This is a genomic window from Streptomyces sp. NPDC048290, assembly GCF_040652095.1.
Lineage (GTDB): Bacteria > Actinomycetota > Actinomycetes > Streptomycetales > Streptomycetaceae > Streptomyces.
The window spans coordinates 306,979-325,912 of the sequence record NZ_JBEZLM010000011.1 but is presented as its reverse complement, the minus strand read 5'-3'; the positions used below and the strand labels follow the sequence as shown (position 1 = coordinate 325,912).

Sequence of the window (18,934 nt, the reverse complement as noted above, 5' to 3'; positions counted from 1 at the left end):
CAGAGACCGAACGACGCGACGCGTTCCCGCAATGGCTCCACACCTACAATCACCACCGCGGACACACCGCACTCGCAGGCAAACCACCCGCCAGCCGCGTCCCCAACCTCACAGGGCAATACAGCTAGGACTGTTCGAACTGGTCGTCTTCGCCGCCATCGCCCTCACCCTCATCTTCGAGGCCGGCTCCGCCAACACCGCCTCCGTGTTCCTGCCCGAGGGCAGCGGAGTCTTCCCCGCGATGATCTTCATCGTGCTCAACTTCATCGGCTTCGAGTCCTCGGTCACCCTCGCCGAGGAGGCCGACCTGCCCCGCAGCACCATCCCCAAGGCCGTCATCGGCTCCTGCCTGGTCGCGGGCGCCTTCTACATCCTGTGCTACTACGCCGCCACCGTGTACTTCGGCCCCGACGGCTTCGGCGGCGCGGAATTCACCCTGCTCGGCGGCGGAGACCCCTGGGGCGGACTCACCACACTGGTCTGGGGCGGCGCGGCCATCCTCGGCTCCCTGGCGGTGTGGAGCGGCCAGGCCGCCAACGTCAACGCCTCCATCAACCCGCCCACCCGCGTCCTCTTCGCCCTCTCCCGCGCCAAGCTCGTCCCCGGCCCCTTCGACCGCGTCCACCCCGTCCACCGCACCCCCGCCACCGCCATCCTCACCCTCGGCGCGGTCTCCATCGCCCTCGCACTCGTCCTGCCCCTGCTCCTCGGCTCCCCCCTCAAGGCGTTCGCCCTGCTCGGCACCGTCCTGACCCTGATGCTGATCCTCGTCTACATGGGCACCTGCGCCAGCAGCACGCTCTACTACTGGCGCAGACGCCGCGCGGAATTCCGCCCGTTCGTCCACCTCATCTGCCCCCTGCTGGGCATCGGCATCTTCGTCCCGGTCTTCATCGCCGCCCTCGGCATCGACTTCGCGGGCCTCGGCATAGCGCCCCTGGCCTGGCCGCTCAGCCTGGCCCCGTGGATCGTCGCCGCCTGGCTGGCCTGCGGCATCGCGTACTACGCCCACCTGCGCCGACGCCGCCCCGAAGCCATCGACACCATCGGCACAGGCGTGACAACCGAAGACATCCTCACGGAACCCCAGCCGGAAGCGGCACTGAAGACGGAGCAGGGAACGGAGCCCGCCCGGTGACGGCCACCGCGACCCTGGACCGCGTACACACCGACGACCTACCCGGCATCACCGCCCTGCTCGCCACCGCCCGCGACCGGGGCCAGTACGACACCACACCGCCCCCGGAACGCCTCGAAGCGGTACTCGGCCAGCGCGCGGGCGACGCGCGGGTGGCCCGCGTCGGCGGCCGGACCGTGGGCTTCGTGACCGTGGGACCGACCGGACTGGTCGGCCCGCCGTCCACGGAGGCACTCTTCTGCGACCTGGTCGTCGAGGACCCGTCGAACGGACCGCTGGAGGCGTCACTGACCCGCTGGGCCCAGGACACCGCCGCCGCGTCCCGCTCCGGACACCACACCCTGCGCACCCTGCGCGGAGCGTCCGTGGCCATGCCCGCGGGGTTCACCGAGGTACGGCGGATCTGGCGGATGGACACCGCGCTGACCCCACCCGCCGCCCCACCGGTACGCCCGGACCTCACCTTCCTGTCGTACACCGACGACATGGGCCGTGCGCTCGCCGACTCGACCTGGGTCAACCTCATCAACAGCGCCTTCGCCGAACACTGGGGCGGCTACCAGCCCTGGACCGCCGAACGCTGGCGACAGCGCATTGCGGCCAGCGGTCACCGGGGCCTGGAGATACTGGCCCTACACCACTCGGAGCCCGCCGGGGTTTTGCTCGCCCGGGTCACTAGGGGGGCGGGTGGTATGGGGAGGGCCGATGCAGGGACAGCCGGTGCGGGGGCCGCCGGGTTCATCGAAGTGGTCGGCACCCACCCCGGCCACCGCCGTCGCGGCATCGCCGAAGCGCTCGTCCGTACCGCCCTGCACGACCTGGCGGCCCATGACCTCCGCACGGCCCACCTCATGGTCGACGCGAGTGGCTCCACCCGCGCCACGGAGCTGTACGCCCGCTGCGGCTTCCACCGCCACTTCGACTACGTGGTCGCCGAACAGCCGCTCCGCGCCCACACCTAGACTGCGCGGCGATAAGACGGCGAGGGAGTCATGTCATGGAGGCGAGCGGGCGTATGAACGGTGCTCCTGACGCTGATGACGGACCCCGACACAGAGGCAGTCGATACCGTCGGCACCGGCTTCCCGGACACGTCAGAGCCCGTCACCGCTGGGCGCACGCCGCTCGTGCCGCGTCAGGCGATCTCCTCGACCGTGCGCTCGAACGCCAGCGCACCCCTGCCCTCCGCGATCTGGCGGTCGAGCAGGTGCTGAAGCGGTGCGAGGAAGTCGGGCCGGGCGCCCGTGTCACGCGTGGCCCGGACGATGGCGTCGACGGCGGGCTTGTGGAAGGCGATGTCCTGGACGCCGTTGCCGTACTCACGGGCGTCGATCAGCTTGCCGGAGTCGGCGAGGAAGGGGGCCATCGTGGTCTGGGGGTGAGGGGTGAGTGAGGGGTGAGTGAGGTGGCGAGGTGACTGTTCTCGCCCGGCCAGGTGGCGCGGCGGACGGTTGAACGTGACCCTCACTTTGCCGGAACGGCAAGATTCCGAGCCCTCTGCCGAGCGCCGGGTCAAGACTGGGCGGAGGCTGATGTCACCGCCGCCTCGGAACCCGTTCTGCCGGTTCAGCCAGCGCCACCGGCAGGCCCTGAGCCCCAGCCCTCCGCGCCACCGGCGAGTCCGACACCTCCTCCCTCACCCGTGGTCCCCTCGACTCGAACCACTGCCGATCCCCTCCCCACCGAGGGGCTGGCCACCGGCCGCCCGTCAGAGTCCGGAACCCGCGCGAGTCACCCTCGAACGGCCAACCGGTGAATCCGGCGCCCTCGCCACCAGGCCCCCCCGCACGGAAGCCGAGTCGGCCGCCGACGCGTCGGCGTTGCGGCGGACCCCGTAGGTTCACGCCCCCAGCAGACCGCTACGCGCCACTTGCTGAGCGAGGATCGCGAGGACTACGAGCGGGTCCTCGACGAGGCGCTGCGCTCCGCACCACACCGTCCGGAGCTGGCATCGCTCGGCCAGCGACTCGACCCGGATCAACTGCGCGCCATGGCACTCAACGCCACGACCTTGATAACGGCCGCTGCGGCAACCGAGTACCAGCACTATGTGTTGGTCCGCGACCACCAGCGCCACCCGGCACTGTCCACCTCATCGCGTGGCCGTGACTCGGACTCCGAGGGCTCGGACTCGGGTCCGAGGTCGGTGAGGGCCGCTGTCGGTGTGGGTGCGGTCACCGACACCGGCGGCGCCGGAGTCATGGCCGTCGTGATGGTGCTTGCTCCCCTCCTCGCCGGTACCGTAGCGGCGATCTCCCTGCTCACGGGCTACCTCCTCAGGTTGATCGCCCCGGATGTGAGCTTCGCCAGCACCCTGCTCACCATGGGCTGGGTGTTCGGCGGGCTCACCGCCGCGGCAGTCCTGTTCGCCGCGGTCGGACTGATGACCACCGCCGTACGCAACCGTCCCTTCCCCGGCGACGAACCGAACGCGGACGTGACACAGGCCAGGCAAGCCTGGCACGAGGCGCTGCTGGAGCACGGCATCCTGCCGTTCCTGCGTGAGGCGCTCGCCACCACTCCCCACATGGCCGCGCCGCACGGCACGTCGGCATCCACACCGACGAACCGGATGCCCACCCTGGGGTACGACCGCCGCGGCAACGACCCCACGAGCCCGGACTTCGCAGGGCCGGATCACAAGCCGGAGTAGGGCGGCTCACAGTGTCCACGAAATCTTTCGACGGCTTCGGACGTTAATCCGGTCATGACTCAAGGACCAGCGCCTCGCCCACTGTCCGACGACGCCCTCTCCGACCTCCTGGGCAGGCAGCAGTTCGGCACACTCGCCACCATCAAGCGCAGTGGCCATCCTCACCTGACCACCATGCTGTACAGCTGGAACCCCGAGACCCGTACCGTGCGGCTCTCCACGACGGCCGACCGCGTCAAGATCGAGCATCTGCGTCGCAATCCGCGTGCCTCACTGCATGTGCAGGGCGGCGACGTGTGGTCGTTCGCCGTGGCCGAAGGTGAGGCCGAGGTCTCGGAGATCACGACGGTGCCTGGTGATGCGGTCGGCAGGGAACTGCTCGCGATGGTCCCGCAGGCCGCGAAGCCGGCGGATGAGAACGCGTTTCTGGAGCAGTTGGTGGCTGAGCGCCGAGTGGTCATTCGGCTGAAGGTGGATCGGCTGTACGGAACAGCACTCGACGTCAACGGCTAGGACGAACCAGGTCCGTGCTGGTCGCACAGCCACGCGCTGGCAGCTACGACCAGTATGGTCGCTGCGGCTCGCGCGTGAGCCGCAAGCCCGTCCGACGCGGTCGTCTCCGACCGGGAGTATGGTCGGCCCAGCTCGATCCGGACACGCGGTACCGCTGAGGGACCTCCCGCCACGGGCCACGGTCCCTGATCCACCGCCGTATGCCGCCGAGCGGCTGCCGATTCCCCCGGCGGCATCCCTGCCCCTCCATCTGGTGGCAGGGATGCCCTCACCTGCACGCCCCGACCCAGCGCCCTGACACGGCGATGAGCGTGCACCTGACCACCCCGGTCGACGCCTCCGCCGTCGCCGCCGATCTCCTCCCGCTGTCCGCCTCCCGCGTCCCGGTGAGACAGTGGGCGCTCGTCCTCAGCCGCACCGGAACCGGGCGCAGGAGGTCGTGGACCCCACCGGAACGCAATTGAGGCAGGGCCCGTCGCGGCTACTACCGCTCCCAGGGCCACCCGGCGTCACGCCCCCGCGACAGCAGGTCGACCATCGTGAAGAGCTGGTCGGAGAAGCCTCCGACCTCGTACCGGTGCGGCCGACTGGTGTCGATCGACGCCGGGCCATATCCGGAGGTGTTGATCCCGAACACCGGCACGTCCCCGGGAACGGCCTCCGACACGGACGTACCCCCGTGGTGAGCGAACGCCTGCATGTCGGAGACGATCACCACCCGGTCGTGCCGGTCGTACGTGGCACGCAGCGCCGCCACCGTCTCGGTGCCGTGGCCGACCTCCCCGATCCGCGAGCAGATCGCGTCCGTCTGCCGCAGCACCGACCCGCCCCGGGCCAGCGGGTGGCGGAAGGTGCCGTTGGCGAAGCCCACCAGGTCGACGTCGCAGCCACGGGCGGCCAGCGCGGTGGCGAACAGGGCGCCGACATCTACGTGCCGGACCGTGCTGCGCGAGGAGACCCGGCCCGTCATGGACGCCGAGGTGTCCAGGAGCACCAGCGTGCGGCCGGGCAGGGCCGGGATGTTCGCGGTGGACGCGGTCAGCGCCTGCTCCAGGGCATGACCCCAGCGCAGCGACGGCGCCGCCCGGTACGCGGACAGGAACCGGAACGGGAACTGCCGCGACCGACGCACCTCCTCCGGGTCCGCCAGGCGCGCGGCGATCGTCGCGACGACCGAGTCCGAGACCCCCGCCTGGTCGAAGTTGCGCAGGTTCCGGCAGAGCGCCATCAGCCCCATGGACGGGATGATCGCCTCCCAGGCGGCGGCGTCCATCGGCCCCTGGAGCCATCCGGCGACCGCCTCCCAGGTCAGCCCGGCCGCCCGCAGCCGATCCGGGCCACCCGCCCCGGTCACGACCGCACGCCGCTCTCCCACGGGCAGCGCCATCAGTTCCGCGTGCGCCGCCAGCATCCCGACCGGCGGGCGGGCGGTGTCCGGGTGATGGCGCCGATCCAGCGCGTACTGGAACAGCCCGCCCTGCCAGGTCTTCTCGGCGTGGGGCGCGGCATGTACGAGGTTGAGGACATCGCCGAAGCGGTAGCCCTTGGACGCGGTGTCGTACTTGAGCAGGGCCCGGTCGTTGTAGAGCCGCCGTACTCCGTCCGCGATCCCCCGCTTCACCGGCTTGGGGAGCCGCCGCCCGTACGTCTGTGTCCAGTAGCCGAGCAGCTCACCGGGCTCGTCCGCGCGCTGGAGGACGGACGCGATGACCCGCCGGTTCCAGCCACCCTCGGTGCCGTTCGCCGTGTGGACGTCCGGCGCCAGGTCCCCGCGCCGCTCGGCGTCCAGCCGGGCCTTCACGAACTCCGCCGCGCCGACGACCGCGGCCGTGCGCATGTTCGCCGGGCCGCGCAGCCAGCCCAGCAGGCCCGCCGTCCATGCCGGGTCTTCGACCGCAAGCTGCCGTACGAGGTTGCGGAACCGGGCGTCGCGGTGGCCGGCGCTCTCGTAGAAGCTGTGCTGGCCGACCATGTTCACGACGGCCAGGAGGAACAGGTCGCTGCGCGGGTCACGCTGGAAGGCGGCGCCGCCCTCATGGGTGGTCGTCCGTGCACCGGTGGTCGTGACGGGGCCGCGCGCTACCAGGCGCGAAATACGGGCGTTGAAGCGGGACATGAGAAACCCTCCACTGGGGAGGGGAGGCGAAGAGCGAAGGGCGCCCGAGGTCAAGACGGCGACGGTACATAGCGTGCTGCCGTTACACCACCGTCGGGATTCCTCCCGACCGTCAGGATTTGAACCTGAACCACTCGATCCGTAGTCGAAGTACCCGTTGCCTGCGCACCGGGCGCCCCGTAGCTCCTGCCTCCCGAAATCCAATACGGCCGCGGGTTTCCTTGCACGGAACATCGAAATGACCGCTGCCTGCGCACCGGGAGGTGCTGTGAAGTTATGGGTCCAGAGATCAAGTCGGCGGCGGAGTTCAGTGCTCTACCAACTGAGCTACACCGGCCGGAGCCGATGACAGGACTTGAACCTGCGGCCACTCGATTTGGATTCGAAGTATCCGCTGCCTGCGCACCTGGACCGGGTCATACCGTAGGCGCCGGCTTCTGTGTCGAGCCACTCAATATCCGTGGCGGTCACGCGAAATGCGCGCGCTGGCCGCCTCAACCTGACATTGCCCAGGCGCTGTACGGCTGGGCGCCCCCAGTCAGTGCCCTCGCTCGTTGAACCGCCGGATCGCCCCGGACAGTGCGAGGAGGCTCTCGACCTTGAAGGTCGGCAGCTTCTCCGCCTGCTCGGTACGCCACTGGATCGTGGCCCACGGCCCCCGGCGTACCAGGGCGGTGTGCATCCCGGCCGCGCGGGCTGGGGTGATGTCGTTGTCGACGCGGTCACCGACGTACAGCATCTCGTCGGGCTCGGCCGGGACGACCTCGGCGACACGGTCGAAGAACGCGCGGTCCGGCTTGCCGGCGCCCCAGTCGTCGGAGGTACCGATCAGATCGACGTCGCCGCTGAACAACTCACGGAGTCCGGGTGTCCGCGTCCGCGGCCGGGAACCGTCCCAGATAGCTCTCGACCGCGGCCTCCTCACCATCCGAGTGCGGGGCACCCGACAGCGGCAGCGACGAGTCCATAGGGCCGAACCCACCATCGCCCACCGTCGTGTACAGGGCGGCGAGGAGGGGGTGCAGACAGAAGCCGAACCTCTGCTCGGCTTCGTTCAGGGCCTCCGCGGAGACGGGGGGCTGCAACTCCTCGCTCTCGGCCGCCTGGGCTGCGATGCGTTCGACCAACTGCTCAAGGTTGTCCACGGCGACATACTCGCCTACGGCTCCCCGGCGCGGCAGCGGGGTCGGTGTCAGCACGACAGCCGGACGCGCTTCCGTAGAGATCGAGGGACGGCGTGGCCGAGCATCCGGCACCGTTCCGTCAGCCCAGGTGCCCGGAGGGATGCCTCACCGCTCCGGCAGCGGACCGCCCCGCGCCGCCCACGCCATCAGCGCCCCGTCGTCGCAGCGGGCGGTCTGGGCGACGGCGCGGTCGTAGCCGCTCCGGCCCAGCGTCCGTACAAGCCGGTCCTCGCACTCGTCGCGCAGGGACGCCATCTCCGGGGTGCCGCGCTGCGGATGGCCTACCCGTTCCCAGAACCGCAGGGCCGCGCCGAAGGTGTGGACGGCCGCCTGCTCGTCCCCGGCGTCGGTGAGCGCGACGGCGAGCAGGTCCAGGGCCATGGCGACCCCGAAGGCGTCCCCGATGTGCTGCTTGGCGTCGAGCACGGCACGGGCGTGCCCGACGGCGTCCCGCGACCGCCGCTCCAGCACGGCGATCAGCGCCAGTTGGTGGTCGGCGTAGGAGCGGGTCCAGTACTCGTCGGCGGCGACACAGGTGTCATGGAGCTGGAGCGCCTCGTAGCGGGCCTGGGCCAGACGGCCGGAGCCGGTGAGGGCGAAGACATGGACGAGCCGGCACATCATGCTCGCGGCGGTCGGCCGCCCGGTGCCGGTGCCGTACGGTACGGCCTCGGCGATGCTGGCGGCGGTCAGCGGGCGACCGCCCAGCAGATGCAGCAGTCCGTCGAGGTAGGCGGCCCGGCCCAGTCCCTCGGTGTTGAGCGCGTCCTCGGCGCGGCGGCGGCAGGCGTCCGCGGTGACGCGGGCGGTGTCGTAGTCGCCCTGGAGGGTCTGGGTGAGTCCGAGGCTCCACAGTCCCTGCACCCATGTGCCGCCGACGCGTCTGTGGTCGGGGACCAGGACGATCGCCCGCTCCAGGTACTGCCGGGCCTCGTAGAGGTAGCCGGAGCAGACCCAGAAGAAGGTGACCTGGCCGATCAGTTCAAGGGCCGCTTCCGGGTCGGTGCGCAGCCAGTGATCGGCGGCGAGCCGGATGTCGGCGTGCAGGGACTCGACCCTGCGGTACCAGTTCCGCTGGGCGGGTCCGAACCATTCGCGGTGCGCCCGGCGGGTCTCACCGAGCACATATCCGGCGTGCCGGTCGGCGATCTCCTTCTCGTCGCCGAGTTCGGCGAGCCACATGCGGCCGTACTCACGGATCATGTCGAGCATCCGGTACGTTCCGTCCTTTTCGGTGACCACCGATTTGTCGCGCAGCGCGGTCAGGGACCGTCCGACCTGTTCGGCGGAGAGCGGCCCGCCCTCGGCCACCCGCCGGGCGGTGGTGGTGTCGAAGGTACCGGGGAGGAAGGAGAGACGGGCCCAGAGGAGGCGTTCGGCCGGGGAGCACAGTTCGTGGCTCCAGCCGATGGTGGTACGCAGTGCGGCGTGCCGGGCGGGGGCCGGCTCCTCCGGCACTCCGGTCCCTTCGGCGCGGAGGTCCACCGCGGCGCGCGGGCCCGCGCAGAGGGTCCTGAGTGGCATGTGCCGTAACTGCGCGGCGGCGAGTTCCAGGGCGAGGGGCAGACGTTCCAGCCGGTCGCACAGGATGGTGGCGAGCCGCCGGTCGGTGTCGCCGCGCAGCGGGCTGCCCGCCGAGGCCGCCCGGTCGGCGAACAGCGCGACCGCCTCCCGTACGGAGGCCAGCGGCCCGATGCTGAGGATCTCCTCGGTGACGACCCGCAGGGGCTCGCGGCTGGTGGCCAGGACCCGCAGGTGGGGGCAGGCGGTCAGCAGGTCGCCGAGCAGGTCGCGGCATTCGGGCAGCAGGTGTTCGCAGGAGTCGAGGACGAGCAGTATCCGGCGGCTCCCGACCCAGGCGCAGACCGCCTCGGCGGGGTTGCGCGGGGTGTGGTCGGAGAGTCCGAGGGCCTCGGCGACGGTGGCGGCGAGGAGTCCCGGCTCGGCCAGCGCGGACAGTTCGGCCCAGGCGACGGCGTCCCCGTCGGCGGCGGACGCTCCGAGGGCGGCGGTCCGCCGGGCGAGCCGGGTCTTTCCCGACCCGCCCGGACCGGTGAGCGTGACCAGCCGGAAGTCGGCCAGGGCCGCGCCGATCAGCCCCAGTTCCTTGGACCGGCCGACGAAAGAGCTGGATTCATCCGTGATCTTCCTCTCCATGCGGCCATTGTCACCGCCTTGGTCCGGGGGGCTTTCCCGTTGCGGGAGGGCGGCTGGAGGGGGTGCGGGGCGGGCCTAGGATGGGCAGTTTCCGGCGGGGCCGGGGGCCGGAAGACCCCCCGGGGACGCCCATGAACACCCATGGACACCCGTGGGCACCCATGCACACCCGTAGACACCCGTGGACACCCGTAGACACCCGCTGGGTCATCCCCCGAGGACGCCCCCCGAGAGCGGCACTCGGAAACGCCCCTCAGAACACCCCCTTGTACGCCTGCCAGCCGCCCGAGATCTTCACGCGCCCCCCGAACGACCCCTTCCCGTTCCCGTTGCTGCGCCACAGCGTGCCCGCCGTGTCACGGGCGACGAGATCCGCGCGGCCGTCGCCGGTGATGTCACCGACGCCCACCACGACGTCGTAGGACGGACCCCAGTCGTTGAAGACCTTCACGCGGCCCTTGAACGTGCCGGTGCCGGTGCCGTCGTAGCGCCACAGTTCGTTCGACCTGTCCTGGACGAGGAGGTCTCCGTGGCCGTCACCATTGAGGTCGCCCGCGCCGATGACCTTCTTGTAGATCGTCCACCTGGAGGCGATCTTCACCCGGGCGGAGAGCTTGCCGGTGCTGGTCGCCTGGTAGAGGTACAGGTCTCCGGTGGAGGTCTGACGGGCGATCAGATCGGGGCGTCCGTCACCGCTGAGGTCTCCGGGGGAGGTCAGCACGTCGTACTGGTTCCAGCCCGAGGTGCCCAGTGAGGTGTAAGGGGTCGCGGGCGTCGGGGCCGTGCCGCAGGCGGGGCGGTAGGCGCGCAGGGCACCGCTGCTCAGCTTGACGAGGACCTCGTTGCAGCGGTCGCCGTTCAAGTCGCCGAAGGGCACCGCCCGTACGGACGACGGCCAGCCCGAGCCGGTCTTCTTGCCGCCGAGGGTGCCGGTGCCCGTGCCGTAGTGGTAGGTGAGTCCGCCCGAGGCGCTCAGGGTCAGCAGGTCTCCGAAGCCGTCCGAGCCGATGAAGTCCCGGTGGACAGGCGTGGCGCCGGTGACCTTGACCGTGCCGGTGCGGGACAGGGCCGCGCCCCGTCCGTCGGCCGGTGCGGCGGTCAGGGTCCAGGTGTAGGAGCCGTTGGGGACGAGCCCACCGAGTGTGTCCTTGCCGTTCCACGAGGTCCGGACGACGCTGCGGACCGCGCCGCCGGACAGGGTGCGGACGGTGGCGCCCGTGGCCTTGTGCCGGATCACCAGTTTCCAGGAGGCGGCCTGCTTCGACAGCCACCACCTCGGATTCCAGAGCGTGGCGCCGCCCTTCACATCGACCGCGCCCGAGACCGACGCGTCGGTCGTGGCGAGTGACGAGAGAGGGACACCGCTGGACACGACCCGGATGGCCTCGCTCGCGTCCACATACGCGATCAGCCCGGTGTACGGGTCCACGTCCCACAGCCCCCGGTCCAGTCCGGTCGCCACGGTACGGGTCACGGGGGTGCCGGTGCTGACGTCGGTCACGGTCAGGGTTCCCGCGTTCTCGGTGACCACGAATCCGTCGCCGAGGCGCGTGGGCGCCGAGGTCCCGGAGCCCACACCGAGCGTCAGGTTCTTCCTGGTGACGGTGTCGTAGACCCCGCGTGCCTCGCGTGAGCCGACGCACCACCACGACAGCCAGCGTCCGACCGCCTGGAGGTCGTCCAGCAGGCATCCGCGCCCGAACCACACCGAAGCGCCCCGCTTGCCCGTGCGGACGTCGACCGGGACCGCGCTGTCGTTGCCGTCCTTCACCCACATGGTCGTTCCCCAGAGCGCGGTGGCGTGCTCGGCCGAGGTCGCCACCGTGGCGCCGGAGTCGAGGTCGATCACCCGGGTGTGGGAGCCGCCCGCGGTGGTGAACGCGGTGGGCATCGCCACATGGCGCCCGGCCGCCTCCAGCACCCGGTCGTAGGCGCGGGTGGCGTCGATGGCCGTACCCGGCAGAGTGCCCGTCTCCCCGAGGACCCGGGGCACGATGTCGCCGCCCGAATTCCTGATGTTCCACAAGGCTGTGCGACCGTCCCCGGTGCCGAGGAGCTCGGGCGTGGGCATGCCACGGGCCACGCCGCCATGGGAGGTGGGCGAGCCGAGCGTGACCCGGTCGCCCGCTATGGTCACCGGGCGGCTGTGGAGGTCCCTGAGCTCTTGGGCCCGGTCCCACTGGACGACGGTCAGTCGCCCGCCCTTGAGGTCGAGTCGCTCGATGGGGTCGGTGAAGGTCCGCAACCCGCCGTCCGCGACCTCGCGAGAGACCGGCCTGCCGTCGGCGCCCGCCTCGATCAGCTGTACACCCCAGTCGGCGGCGGCGCCCGACGGGCTGCCGGTCACCAGCACCCCACCACCGGGCAAGGACACCGGCTCACCTTCCATCATCGACCGGGCCAGTACGGTGCCGGTCGTCGTACCGTCGGGGGCGATCCCATCGAGCTGCCAGAGGGGAAGGTCACCGCTCTGCGGGTCGGAGCCGGTGGCATGACGGCCGACGAGCAGCGTGTCGCCGACCATGCCGACGAGGCTGGTCATCCGGCCGTCCGGCAGCGGAACCGTACGGACGGGGGTGCTCAGGTCGTCCCGCGCGTAGACGGCGACGGTCCGTTCGTCATGCCGGGAGAGGAAGTGGGTGGAGGTGAGCACAGTCCGCCCGCCGAGGGTCATGACAGGGTTGTACGGCAACGGCACCAGCCGGGCCTGCGCCAGGTCCAGCCAGCCGCTCTTGGTCGCTCCGCCCGCCCGGAACTGGACAACCGCGCCCCGCTCGTCCCCGACCGGCGACATGCCGAGCCGGACGCGGCTGATGTCCGCCGGAAGTCCCGTCACGACCCGCTCGCGCACCGTCCCGTCTTCCTGACGGTCCAGCAGCCGCAAGCTGTTCAGCCCCGGGACGGTCACCACGGTCCGGCCGAGCGTGCCCCTGTAGTGCTGATCGGTCGGCACGGGGATCGTCGTGACGGCTCCTCCGGCGGCCATGTCCCGCAGGGTCACGGTCCGCGTGCCGTACTCGTAGTGCGCCACGACATCCGACCCGGTGCCGTACCAGTACGGGTGGTCCGGTCCTGCACCCGTGGGGTTGACCACCGTCTCAACACCCGCGTAGGTGGTCCACACATGGCCGCGACCGGGCTCGTACCGCAAGAACCCCGACGGACCCGCGCTGAGCAGCGTGGTCTCCGGGTTCAGCGACGTCTGCGGCGGAACGACCACCTCCGCTGGGACGGCCGGTGCCGCCTGCGCCGTGAACGCGGCCGGGAGCAGCCCGACCGCGACGACGAGCGAGGTGCCGACGGCTGTCCCGCCACGGATGAGACCACGTCTGCCCACTCGATTCCTCCAAGGGGAGCAAAGGTGACAAATGGGCTCCATCGAGGGCCAGTTGCGAGAAGCCGCATCGTCGTCGAGGAGTGGCCGGATCTTAACAGTCGGCGGCGAGAGCATGACATGTCGGTATCGGGCACCGGCCGTGGCTCGCCGGCGTGGTCGGCGCCGCGCGGCAACGCCGGTCGCTTGACCAGAAGCCGGGCCAGCGCCACGCGCTGCGTTGTCGATCAGGGCGTAGTTCTGGAACAGGTAGCCGAGGACATCGCGGCGGAACAGCCGGGCCTGTCGGGGGCCCAGCTGGGTGATGTCCCGGTCGAGGGTGGCCCGGTCCGGGGTCATGGCTGACTGAGCAGGGCGGTGTCAGCGAGGACTGCCGGGGGAGCGACTGTGCCCGCTCCCCCGGCACGGTGGCGGGCCTGCCGAGACACTCGGAACCGGCCCGCCCGGTCGTCGGCTCAGCAGGTGTTGCGCCACCATGACTGATTGCCCGAGCTCGCCCTGGGCTCGGACGCACGGGCCCAGTCACCGCCCCGGATGTCGCCGCTGGTGTCGTAGTACGTTCCCTGGACGGAGGAGCCATGGCATTTGGTCGAGTGGTAGTAGTTCGACCAGGTGCCTCGGCTGCTGTTGCCGCCGTAGTCCTATGTGCCACCGCCGATGGGCACGGTGGTGGCGGGCGCTGCCGTGGCCGTGCCGACGACCAGGGCACCGGCCGTGATCGCGATCTTGATGCCGTGCGGGATGCGCACTTCAACTCCCGTTTCGTCAGTACATCCACTCATCGCCCGGCCTGCTCTGATCAGGCCATCGACGGTACGAACGGCCCCCCCGTTCAGGAGAGCCGTGGGCCATGCCCCACGAGCCGCACGCTCAGGATGCGGACGGTAAAGGCGCCCGGAATTGTCCTTCCGTGCAGGAGCGTTGACGACTCGCGCGCCGATCGGGATGGCAGGAATCCCGAGTCACATGGCGGCATCAATTACCGGTCAGAATGGGAGGATCGGCGGCGGGAACGCCTCGCTCGTGAGGTCATCGGCCGTGCCGGGAGTTTTCCGTCTCGCGCCCCGGCCGCCTCCACCGACGTCGTCACACTCCCGTGAACCGAACAACGGACCGGCCGCCTCCCGCGAACGCACACTGCGCCCTTTCAGCCACGAAGACGCACGTCAGGGCCTTGTGACCGAAGTGTTGCTGGACTGCGCGCGGCTCCGCGTGCCACGTTCGAAGTCTCACGCGAGACCGGCAAATGAGGGCTGGACATGCTGGTGACGGAGTTCAGCACGGAGGTCGTCGCACCACCTGAGCGTTTCGACCTCTTCACCGAATTCACTTCACATTCTCACATGCTCAACAGAATGCGCAGCAGCAGCCAAAGCGACTTCCGCGCCACGATGGGATTCCTGAGTCTTGGAGAATTACAGGTCGCCGGATTGTCCTTCCCGCATCTGGAGGTGGCCCGGACCGCGAAGCTGATACGGCAGTCCGATCCTGGGGCGTATCTCTTCAACTGCCTGCTCGGTGGAGAAGGGGTTCTTTCCAGGGCCCGGCATGACGCGGGGCTGCGCGTCGGTGATCTGGTGCTGCTGGACAGCGGCTGTCCCTACAGCGGTGAGATCCGTGCCGTCTCGGACGGCTGGTCGCATCTGACCCTCCAGTTCCCGCGCGAACTCATGCCGCTGCCACATAAGACGGTGCAGGCCCTGCTCGGTGATCCGATGGACGGGCGCCACGGCGTGGGTGCGGTGCTACGGCGCTGGCTGACCGATCTCCAGGCGCGTGCCGGTGAGTTCACTCCCGCCGACGTCCCCATGCTCAGCTCCGTCACCATGGATCTGCTGGTGTCCGTCCTCGCCCGCCGTCTGGACAGGGAATCCGCGCTGGCGCCGGAGACCCGACGGAACACCCTGCGTATCCGGATCAACGCCTATATCGATCGGCACCTCGCCGACCCGGCCCTGACACCCCAGACCATCGCGGACGCGCACCACATATCCCTGCGCCACCTCCAGCAACTGTTCGCCGAGAACGACACGTCTCCGGCGGCCTCGATCCGCCACCGCCGCCTGGAGCGCTGCCGACGCGACCTGATCAACCCTCACCTCAGCACCCGTCCGATCCGGGCTGTCGCCGCCCGCTGGGGCTTCACCGACCCCGCCCACTTCAGCCGGCTGTTCCATGCCGTCTACGGGATGCCGCCACGGGATTGCAGGCACCAACTTTCGCAGGGCGACACGAGGTCGATGCACCCTGCGTGACGAGATCCATCGGGCCTTCTGGGGTCGGCGCAGCATCACATCAGGCTTCTCGGCCAGCGCGTCAATGAGGATCGATGATGGGGATCGACGAGAACCTCCCGCCGCACCGATCTCACACCACTGTGGCTAGATGAAGCCTCGGAGCTTTGTAGGATGCGCAGTTGCTAGGGTGCGTGAGAGTTGCAACGGGGGGTCATTGTGACGATCGAGACTGCCATTTCCGGCATGACAGGCCGCGCGAGAGCGGTCCGGGGACCGGGCGCGCCGGAGACCGGGGAAGGGTCCGTCGTATGAGCGGCATAGCCAGAGCCAGTTCAACCGGCAGATCGGCTACCGCCGGTCCAGTGGGTCGTTCCACGAACGTCGCGTCAGCCGTCCGATCCACTACCGCCGGACCGGCCCGCCGATCCGATGCCCCCCGTACCGCCCCCACGACCGGTTCGGTCCATCCGCCCTCCCTCACCACACTCACCACCCCCTACCAGGACACCGACGCGGACCAGCTCTCCTTCTCCCTCGACTGGCCCGTGCGGGACGCCCTCGCCGTGCGGGATGTGACCGTCGGCGGACTGGACGTCCAGCTCAGGCTGCTGGGCGCCTCTCATCAGGTGTTCGCCGGTCCGGTCGGGGAGACGGTGGCGTGTCTGCCCGGCGCGGCGGGGGGTCTGCCGGACACGGTCCGGGAGTTCGACGGGTGGGAGTACAGTTTCGCCGCCCGTGTACGGATCTTCACCGGGGCGGTGTTCAGCGCGCGTGTGGCGAAGATCCTGCGGGTGTGCGGGGCACATCCCCGGGCGCTCAGCGGCGTCTTCCCCGGGCTGCCGGATGCGGTCACCGCGCTGGTCGCGGACCCGTGGGGCGCGGGGCTGACCTGGCACACCTGGCACACCTACCCGCAGAGCCGCCGGATCGTGGCGACGCATTCCCGGCTGGAGGCCCGATGACGACCGTACGACCCACCAGCATGAGCCGGCGTACCGGCGCGCGCCCGCGGACCAGTCTGCCCCGGCGTCTCGCGGTGGCGCTTCTGGTGATGGGCGCGGTCACCGCGTGCTCCGGCGATGGCGACGGCGACGGCGCGCAGCACAATGCCGTGCCCCGCCAGTGGATTCAGGACCAGTACCCCGCGGGTCCGGGCGCCACCGGGTACCGGGACACGGCGAACGGTCCGGCCACGGTCGCCGAGGAGATCAACGGCCGTGCCTCCGCGGCGGACCGCAGCACCGGGGGACGTACGGTCTATCTCCGCTACCGCGACGACATCGTGGCCGTCACCCCGCAGGGCCGGGGCAGCCTGATCGAGATCGCCGACTACCGCAGCGGCTACCGGCGGTGGAGCACCAACCTCCCCAATCACTGGCCGCACCCGGACAGCGACAGCTTCCGGGGCGGCGGGCCCGGCTCCGGCAAGTGACGACCGGGCACCTGCCCCGCGCCCACCCGACTCCCGTAACGACCTTCCCTGAAAGGGCCTCCCGTGACAGAGATATTCGAGTCGGCAGGCACCGCCCTGCTCTACGGTCTCGTCGGCTTCGTCGTGATGGGGGTCGGCTTCGTCGCACTCGACCTCGTCACCCCGGGGAAGCTGTTCCATGTGGTGTGGAGTGAGCGCAACCGGGGCGCCGCCGTGCTCCTCGCCGGTCAGACGATCGCGATCGGCCTGGTCATCGAGCAGTCGATCAGAGCCAGCGAGTCCGAGCAGGGCCTCGGCTACGGACTGGTCAGCACCCTGCTGTACGGCCTCGCCGGAGTCGTCGTCATGACGCTGGCCTCCTTTGTCGTAGGGCTGCTGGCCCCTGGGCGGATGGGCGCCACCGTGCTGGAGGACAACGGTGACCACCCCCACCCCGCGGCCTGGGTACAGGCGGCCCTGTACCTCGGCACGGCCTTCATGGTCGGTGCCGCGGTCTCCTGACCCGCCCATGGACCACACCCTCACCGCCGACCGCCCCGCCACCGCCCCGCCCGCCAGGCCCCGGCCACCGGCGCGGACGCGGGGCGCACGGTTCCTCCTGCTCCTGGCCGTGTTCATCTGCGCGGCCTGCGGACTCACCTACGAACTGGCGCTCACCGCGCTCGGCAGCTACCTCATCGGCAACTCGGTGACCCAGACATCCGTGGTGCTGGCCGTCATGGTCTTCGCCATGGGCATCGGCTCACTCGCCGCCAAACCCCTCCAGAAGCGGGCGGTCGGCGGCTTCGCCCTGGTCGAGGGCGCCCTCGCGCTCGTGGGCGGACTGTCGGTCCTCGTGCTGTACATCGCGTTCGCCTGGCTGCGTATCTATATGCCGGCCATGGTGGCGGTGTCCTTCGCCGTCGGACTGCTCATCGGCGCCGAGATCCCCCTGCTGATGACGCTGCTCCAGCGCATCAGACGGCAGGAGGCGGGCAGTGCCGTCGCCGACATGTTCGCCGTCGACTACGTCGGCGCCCTGGTGGGCGGCCTCGCCTTCCCCTTTCTGCTGCTGCCCGCCTTCGGCCAGCTCAGAGGCGCGCTGGTGGTGGGCGCGGTCAATGCCGTGGCCGGGGTCGTCGTCGTGCTGTGGATCTTCCGCCGCGAGACGCGCCGCGTCGTACGTCTCGGGCTGCTGGCCGGGATGGCCGCGGTGCTGACCGTGCTGGGCACGGTGTTCGTCATGGCCGACGACATCGAGGTCAGCGCCCGTCAGCAGCTGTACCGCGACCCGATCATCCACGCCGAGACCACCCCGTACCAGGAGATCGTCTTCACCCGGTCCACCGCCTTCACCGGGACGGCCGACACCCGGCTCTTCCTCAACGGTGACCTCCAGTTCTCGTCGGTGGACGAGTACCGCTACCACGAGGCCCTGGTGCACCCCGCCCTGTCGAAGAAGCGGTCGTCCGTACTGATCCTGGGCGGTGGCGACGCCCTCGCGCTGCGCGAGGTCCTGCGCTACGACGATGTGGAGGAGGTGACCCTGGTCGATCTCGACCCCGCGATGACCCGGCTGGCGCGTTCCTTCGCGCCGCTGGTCGACCTCAACGGCGACGCGCTGCGCGACGAGCGGGTCACCGTCGTGAACGCCGATGCCTTCAACTGGCTGCGCGATGCCTCCCGGCGCTACGACGCCGTCGTCATCGACTTCCCCGACCCCGACACCGCCTCGCTGGCCAAGCTGTACAGCGTGGAGTTCTACCATCTGCTCGGCCGCGTCCTGAACCCCGACAGTCAGGTCCTCGTCCAGGGCGGCTCACCCTTCTTCGCACCCAAGACCTACTGGTCCATCGCGGAGACCCTCGCCGAGGCCGGGTACCGCACCACGCCCTATCAGGTCGACGTCCCCAGCTTCGGCAACTGGGGCTTCCTCCTCGCCGTACCCGGCACGGACGGCCCGCCCCCGCCCCTGCGCCTGGCCCCGGACACACCGCCCCTCAAGTTCCTGGACGCCGCCCTCCTGGAGGCGTCCACCGTCTTCCCCCTCGACCGACGGCCCCAGGACGTACGGGCCAGCACGCTCATGGACCCCACGGTGCTGGAGTACTCCCGCCGTGAGTGGCAGAACTACTAGGTACGGGCACTCATCGGTCCGTTCGGCCGGCGCCGGGCGTGCCGGACGAGACGG

15 protein-coding genes, 2 tRNA genes and 3 pseudogenes are annotated in these 18,934 nt (G+C 70.3%); 11 read left to right on the top strand and 9 right to left on the bottom strand.

What is annotated here, in order from left to right; all coding sequences use genetic code 11:
- The 3 genes and pseudogenes from AB0D49_RS21470 to AB0D49_RS21460 all read left to right on the top strand — a co-directional run.
- A pseudogene (locus AB0D49_RS21470) lies at positions 1 to 128 on the top strand (IS481 family transposase); the annotation flags it as partial.
- A gap of 77 nt (positions 129 to 205) precedes the next feature.
- Entirely contained in the window at positions 206 to 1,138 is a 933-nt protein-coding gene (locus AB0D49_RS21465; protein ID WP_362759502.1) for an APC family permease, read from the top strand.
- The gene (locus AB0D49_RS21460) at positions 1,135 to 2,100 is read left to right on the top strand and encodes a GNAT family N-acetyltransferase (protein ID WP_362759499.1); all 966 of its coding nucleotides are present in this window, start codon (positions 1,135 to 1,137) and stop codon (positions 2,098 to 2,100) included. Before AB0D49_RS21465 ends, AB0D49_RS21460 begins: the two co-directional genes overlap by 4 nt.
- Before the next feature lie 173 nt (positions 2,101 to 2,273).
- Here the strand turns inward: AB0D49_RS21460 and AB0D49_RS21455 are convergent, their stop codons facing one another.
- A complete protein-coding gene (locus AB0D49_RS21455) occupies positions 2,274 to 2,504 on the bottom strand; it encodes a hypothetical protein (protein WP_362759496.1) in 231 nt (76 codons plus the stop codon).
- Between the two features lie 504 nt (positions 2,505 to 3,008).
- Here AB0D49_RS21455 and AB0D49_RS21450 point away from each other — a divergent pair.
- From AB0D49_RS21450 to AB0D49_RS21440, 3 genes are all read left to right on the top strand, one after another.
- On the top strand, positions 3,009 to 3,791 hold the full coding sequence (locus AB0D49_RS21450; RefSeq protein WP_362759493.1) for a hypothetical protein: 783 nt from the start codon (positions 3,009 to 3,011) through the stop codon (positions 3,789 to 3,791).
- Positions 3,792 to 3,845: 54 nt separating this feature from the next.
- Positions 3,846 to 4,304 carry a PPOX class F420-dependent oxidoreductase gene (locus AB0D49_RS21445; RefSeq protein WP_362759491.1) on the top strand — a complete coding sequence of 153 codons (459 nt, stop codon included), beginning with the start codon at positions 3,846 to 3,848 and terminating at the stop codon, positions 4,302 to 4,304.
- Positions 4,305 to 4,609: 305 nt separating this feature from the next.
- Positions 4,610 to 4,768, top strand: a complete 159-nt coding sequence (locus AB0D49_RS21440; protein WP_362759487.1) for a hypothetical protein — start codon at positions 4,610 to 4,612, stop codon at positions 4,766 to 4,768.
- 20 nt (positions 4,769 to 4,788) lie between these two features.
- Here the strand turns inward: AB0D49_RS21440 and AB0D49_RS21435 are convergent, their stop codons facing one another.
- The 8 genes and pseudogenes from AB0D49_RS21435 to AB0D49_RS21400 form a co-directional block, all read right to left on the bottom strand.
- Entirely contained in the window at positions 4,789 to 6,420 is a 1,632-nt protein-coding gene (locus AB0D49_RS21435) for a TROVE domain-containing protein (RefSeq protein WP_362759484.1), read from the bottom strand.
- Positions 6,421 to 6,524: 104 nt separating this feature from the next.
- Positions 6,525 to 6,633: transfer RNA gene (locus tag AB0D49_RS21430), tRNA-OTHER, on the bottom strand.
- 130 nt (positions 6,634 to 6,763) lie between these two features.
- Positions 6,764 to 6,833: transfer RNA gene (locus AB0D49_RS21425), tRNA-Trp, on the bottom strand.
- A gap of 125 nt (positions 6,834 to 6,958) precedes the next feature.
- A pseudogene (locus tag AB0D49_RS21420) lies at positions 6,959 to 7,282 on the bottom strand (HAD family hydrolase); the annotation flags it as partial.
- Positions 7,275 to 7,619 carry an SMI1/KNR4 family protein gene (locus AB0D49_RS21415; protein ID WP_362759481.1) on the bottom strand — a complete coding sequence of 115 codons (345 nt, stop codon included), beginning with the start codon at positions 7,617 to 7,619 and terminating at the stop codon, positions 7,275 to 7,277. The pseudogene AB0D49_RS21420 and the gene AB0D49_RS21415, both read right to left, overlap by 8 nt.
- Before the next feature lie 90 nt (positions 7,620 to 7,709).
- Complete coding sequence (locus tag AB0D49_RS21410) at positions 7,710 to 9,761, bottom strand: regulator (RefSeq protein WP_362759478.1); 2,052 nt, start codon at positions 9,759 to 9,761, stop codon at positions 7,710 to 7,712.
- 253 nt (positions 9,762 to 10,014) lie between these two features.
- Positions 10,015 to 13,098 carry an FG-GAP-like repeat-containing protein gene (locus AB0D49_RS21405; protein WP_362759475.1) on the bottom strand — a complete coding sequence of 1,028 codons (3,084 nt, stop codon included), beginning with the start codon at positions 13,096 to 13,098 and terminating at the stop codon, positions 10,015 to 10,017.
- Between the two features lie 452 nt (positions 13,099 to 13,550).
- Positions 13,551 to 13,721, bottom strand: a pseudogene (locus tag AB0D49_RS21400) (lactococcin 972 family bacteriocin); the annotation flags it as partial.
- A 633-nt stretch (positions 13,722 to 14,354) separates the two neighbouring features.
- Here AB0D49_RS21400 and AB0D49_RS21395 point away from each other — a divergent pair.
- The 5 genes from AB0D49_RS21395 to AB0D49_RS21375 all read left to right on the top strand — a co-directional run bounded on the left by AB0D49_RS21395 (position 14,355) and on the right by AB0D49_RS21375 (position 18,880).
- The gene (locus AB0D49_RS21395) at positions 14,355 to 15,350 is read left to right on the top strand and encodes a helix-turn-helix domain-containing protein (protein ID WP_362759472.1); all 996 of its coding nucleotides are present in this window, start codon (positions 14,355 to 14,357) and stop codon (positions 15,348 to 15,350) included.
- Between the two features lie 344 nt (positions 15,351 to 15,694).
- Entirely contained in the window at positions 15,695 to 16,294 is a 600-nt protein-coding gene (locus AB0D49_RS21390) for a DUF2617 family protein (protein ID WP_362759471.1), read from the top strand.
- The gene (locus AB0D49_RS21385; RefSeq protein ID WP_362759468.1) at positions 16,291 to 16,764 is read left to right on the top strand and encodes a DUF4247 domain-containing protein; all 474 of its coding nucleotides are present in this window, start codon (positions 16,291 to 16,293) and stop codon (positions 16,762 to 16,764) included. The genes AB0D49_RS21390 and AB0D49_RS21385 overlap by 4 nt, the downstream gene beginning before the upstream one ends.
- Positions 16,765 to 16,827: 63 nt before the next feature.
- A complete protein-coding gene (locus tag AB0D49_RS21380; RefSeq protein WP_362759466.1) occupies positions 16,828 to 17,265 on the top strand; it encodes a DUF350 domain-containing protein in 438 nt (145 codons plus the stop codon).
- A gap of 7 nt (positions 17,266 to 17,272) precedes the next feature.
- Positions 17,273 to 18,880: a polyamine aminopropyltransferase gene (locus AB0D49_RS21375; RefSeq protein ID WP_362759463.1), complete on the top strand. Its 1,608-nt coding sequence runs from the start codon at positions 17,273 to 17,275 to the stop codon at positions 18,878 to 18,880.
- Positions 18,881 to 18,934 lie beyond the last annotated feature (54 nt).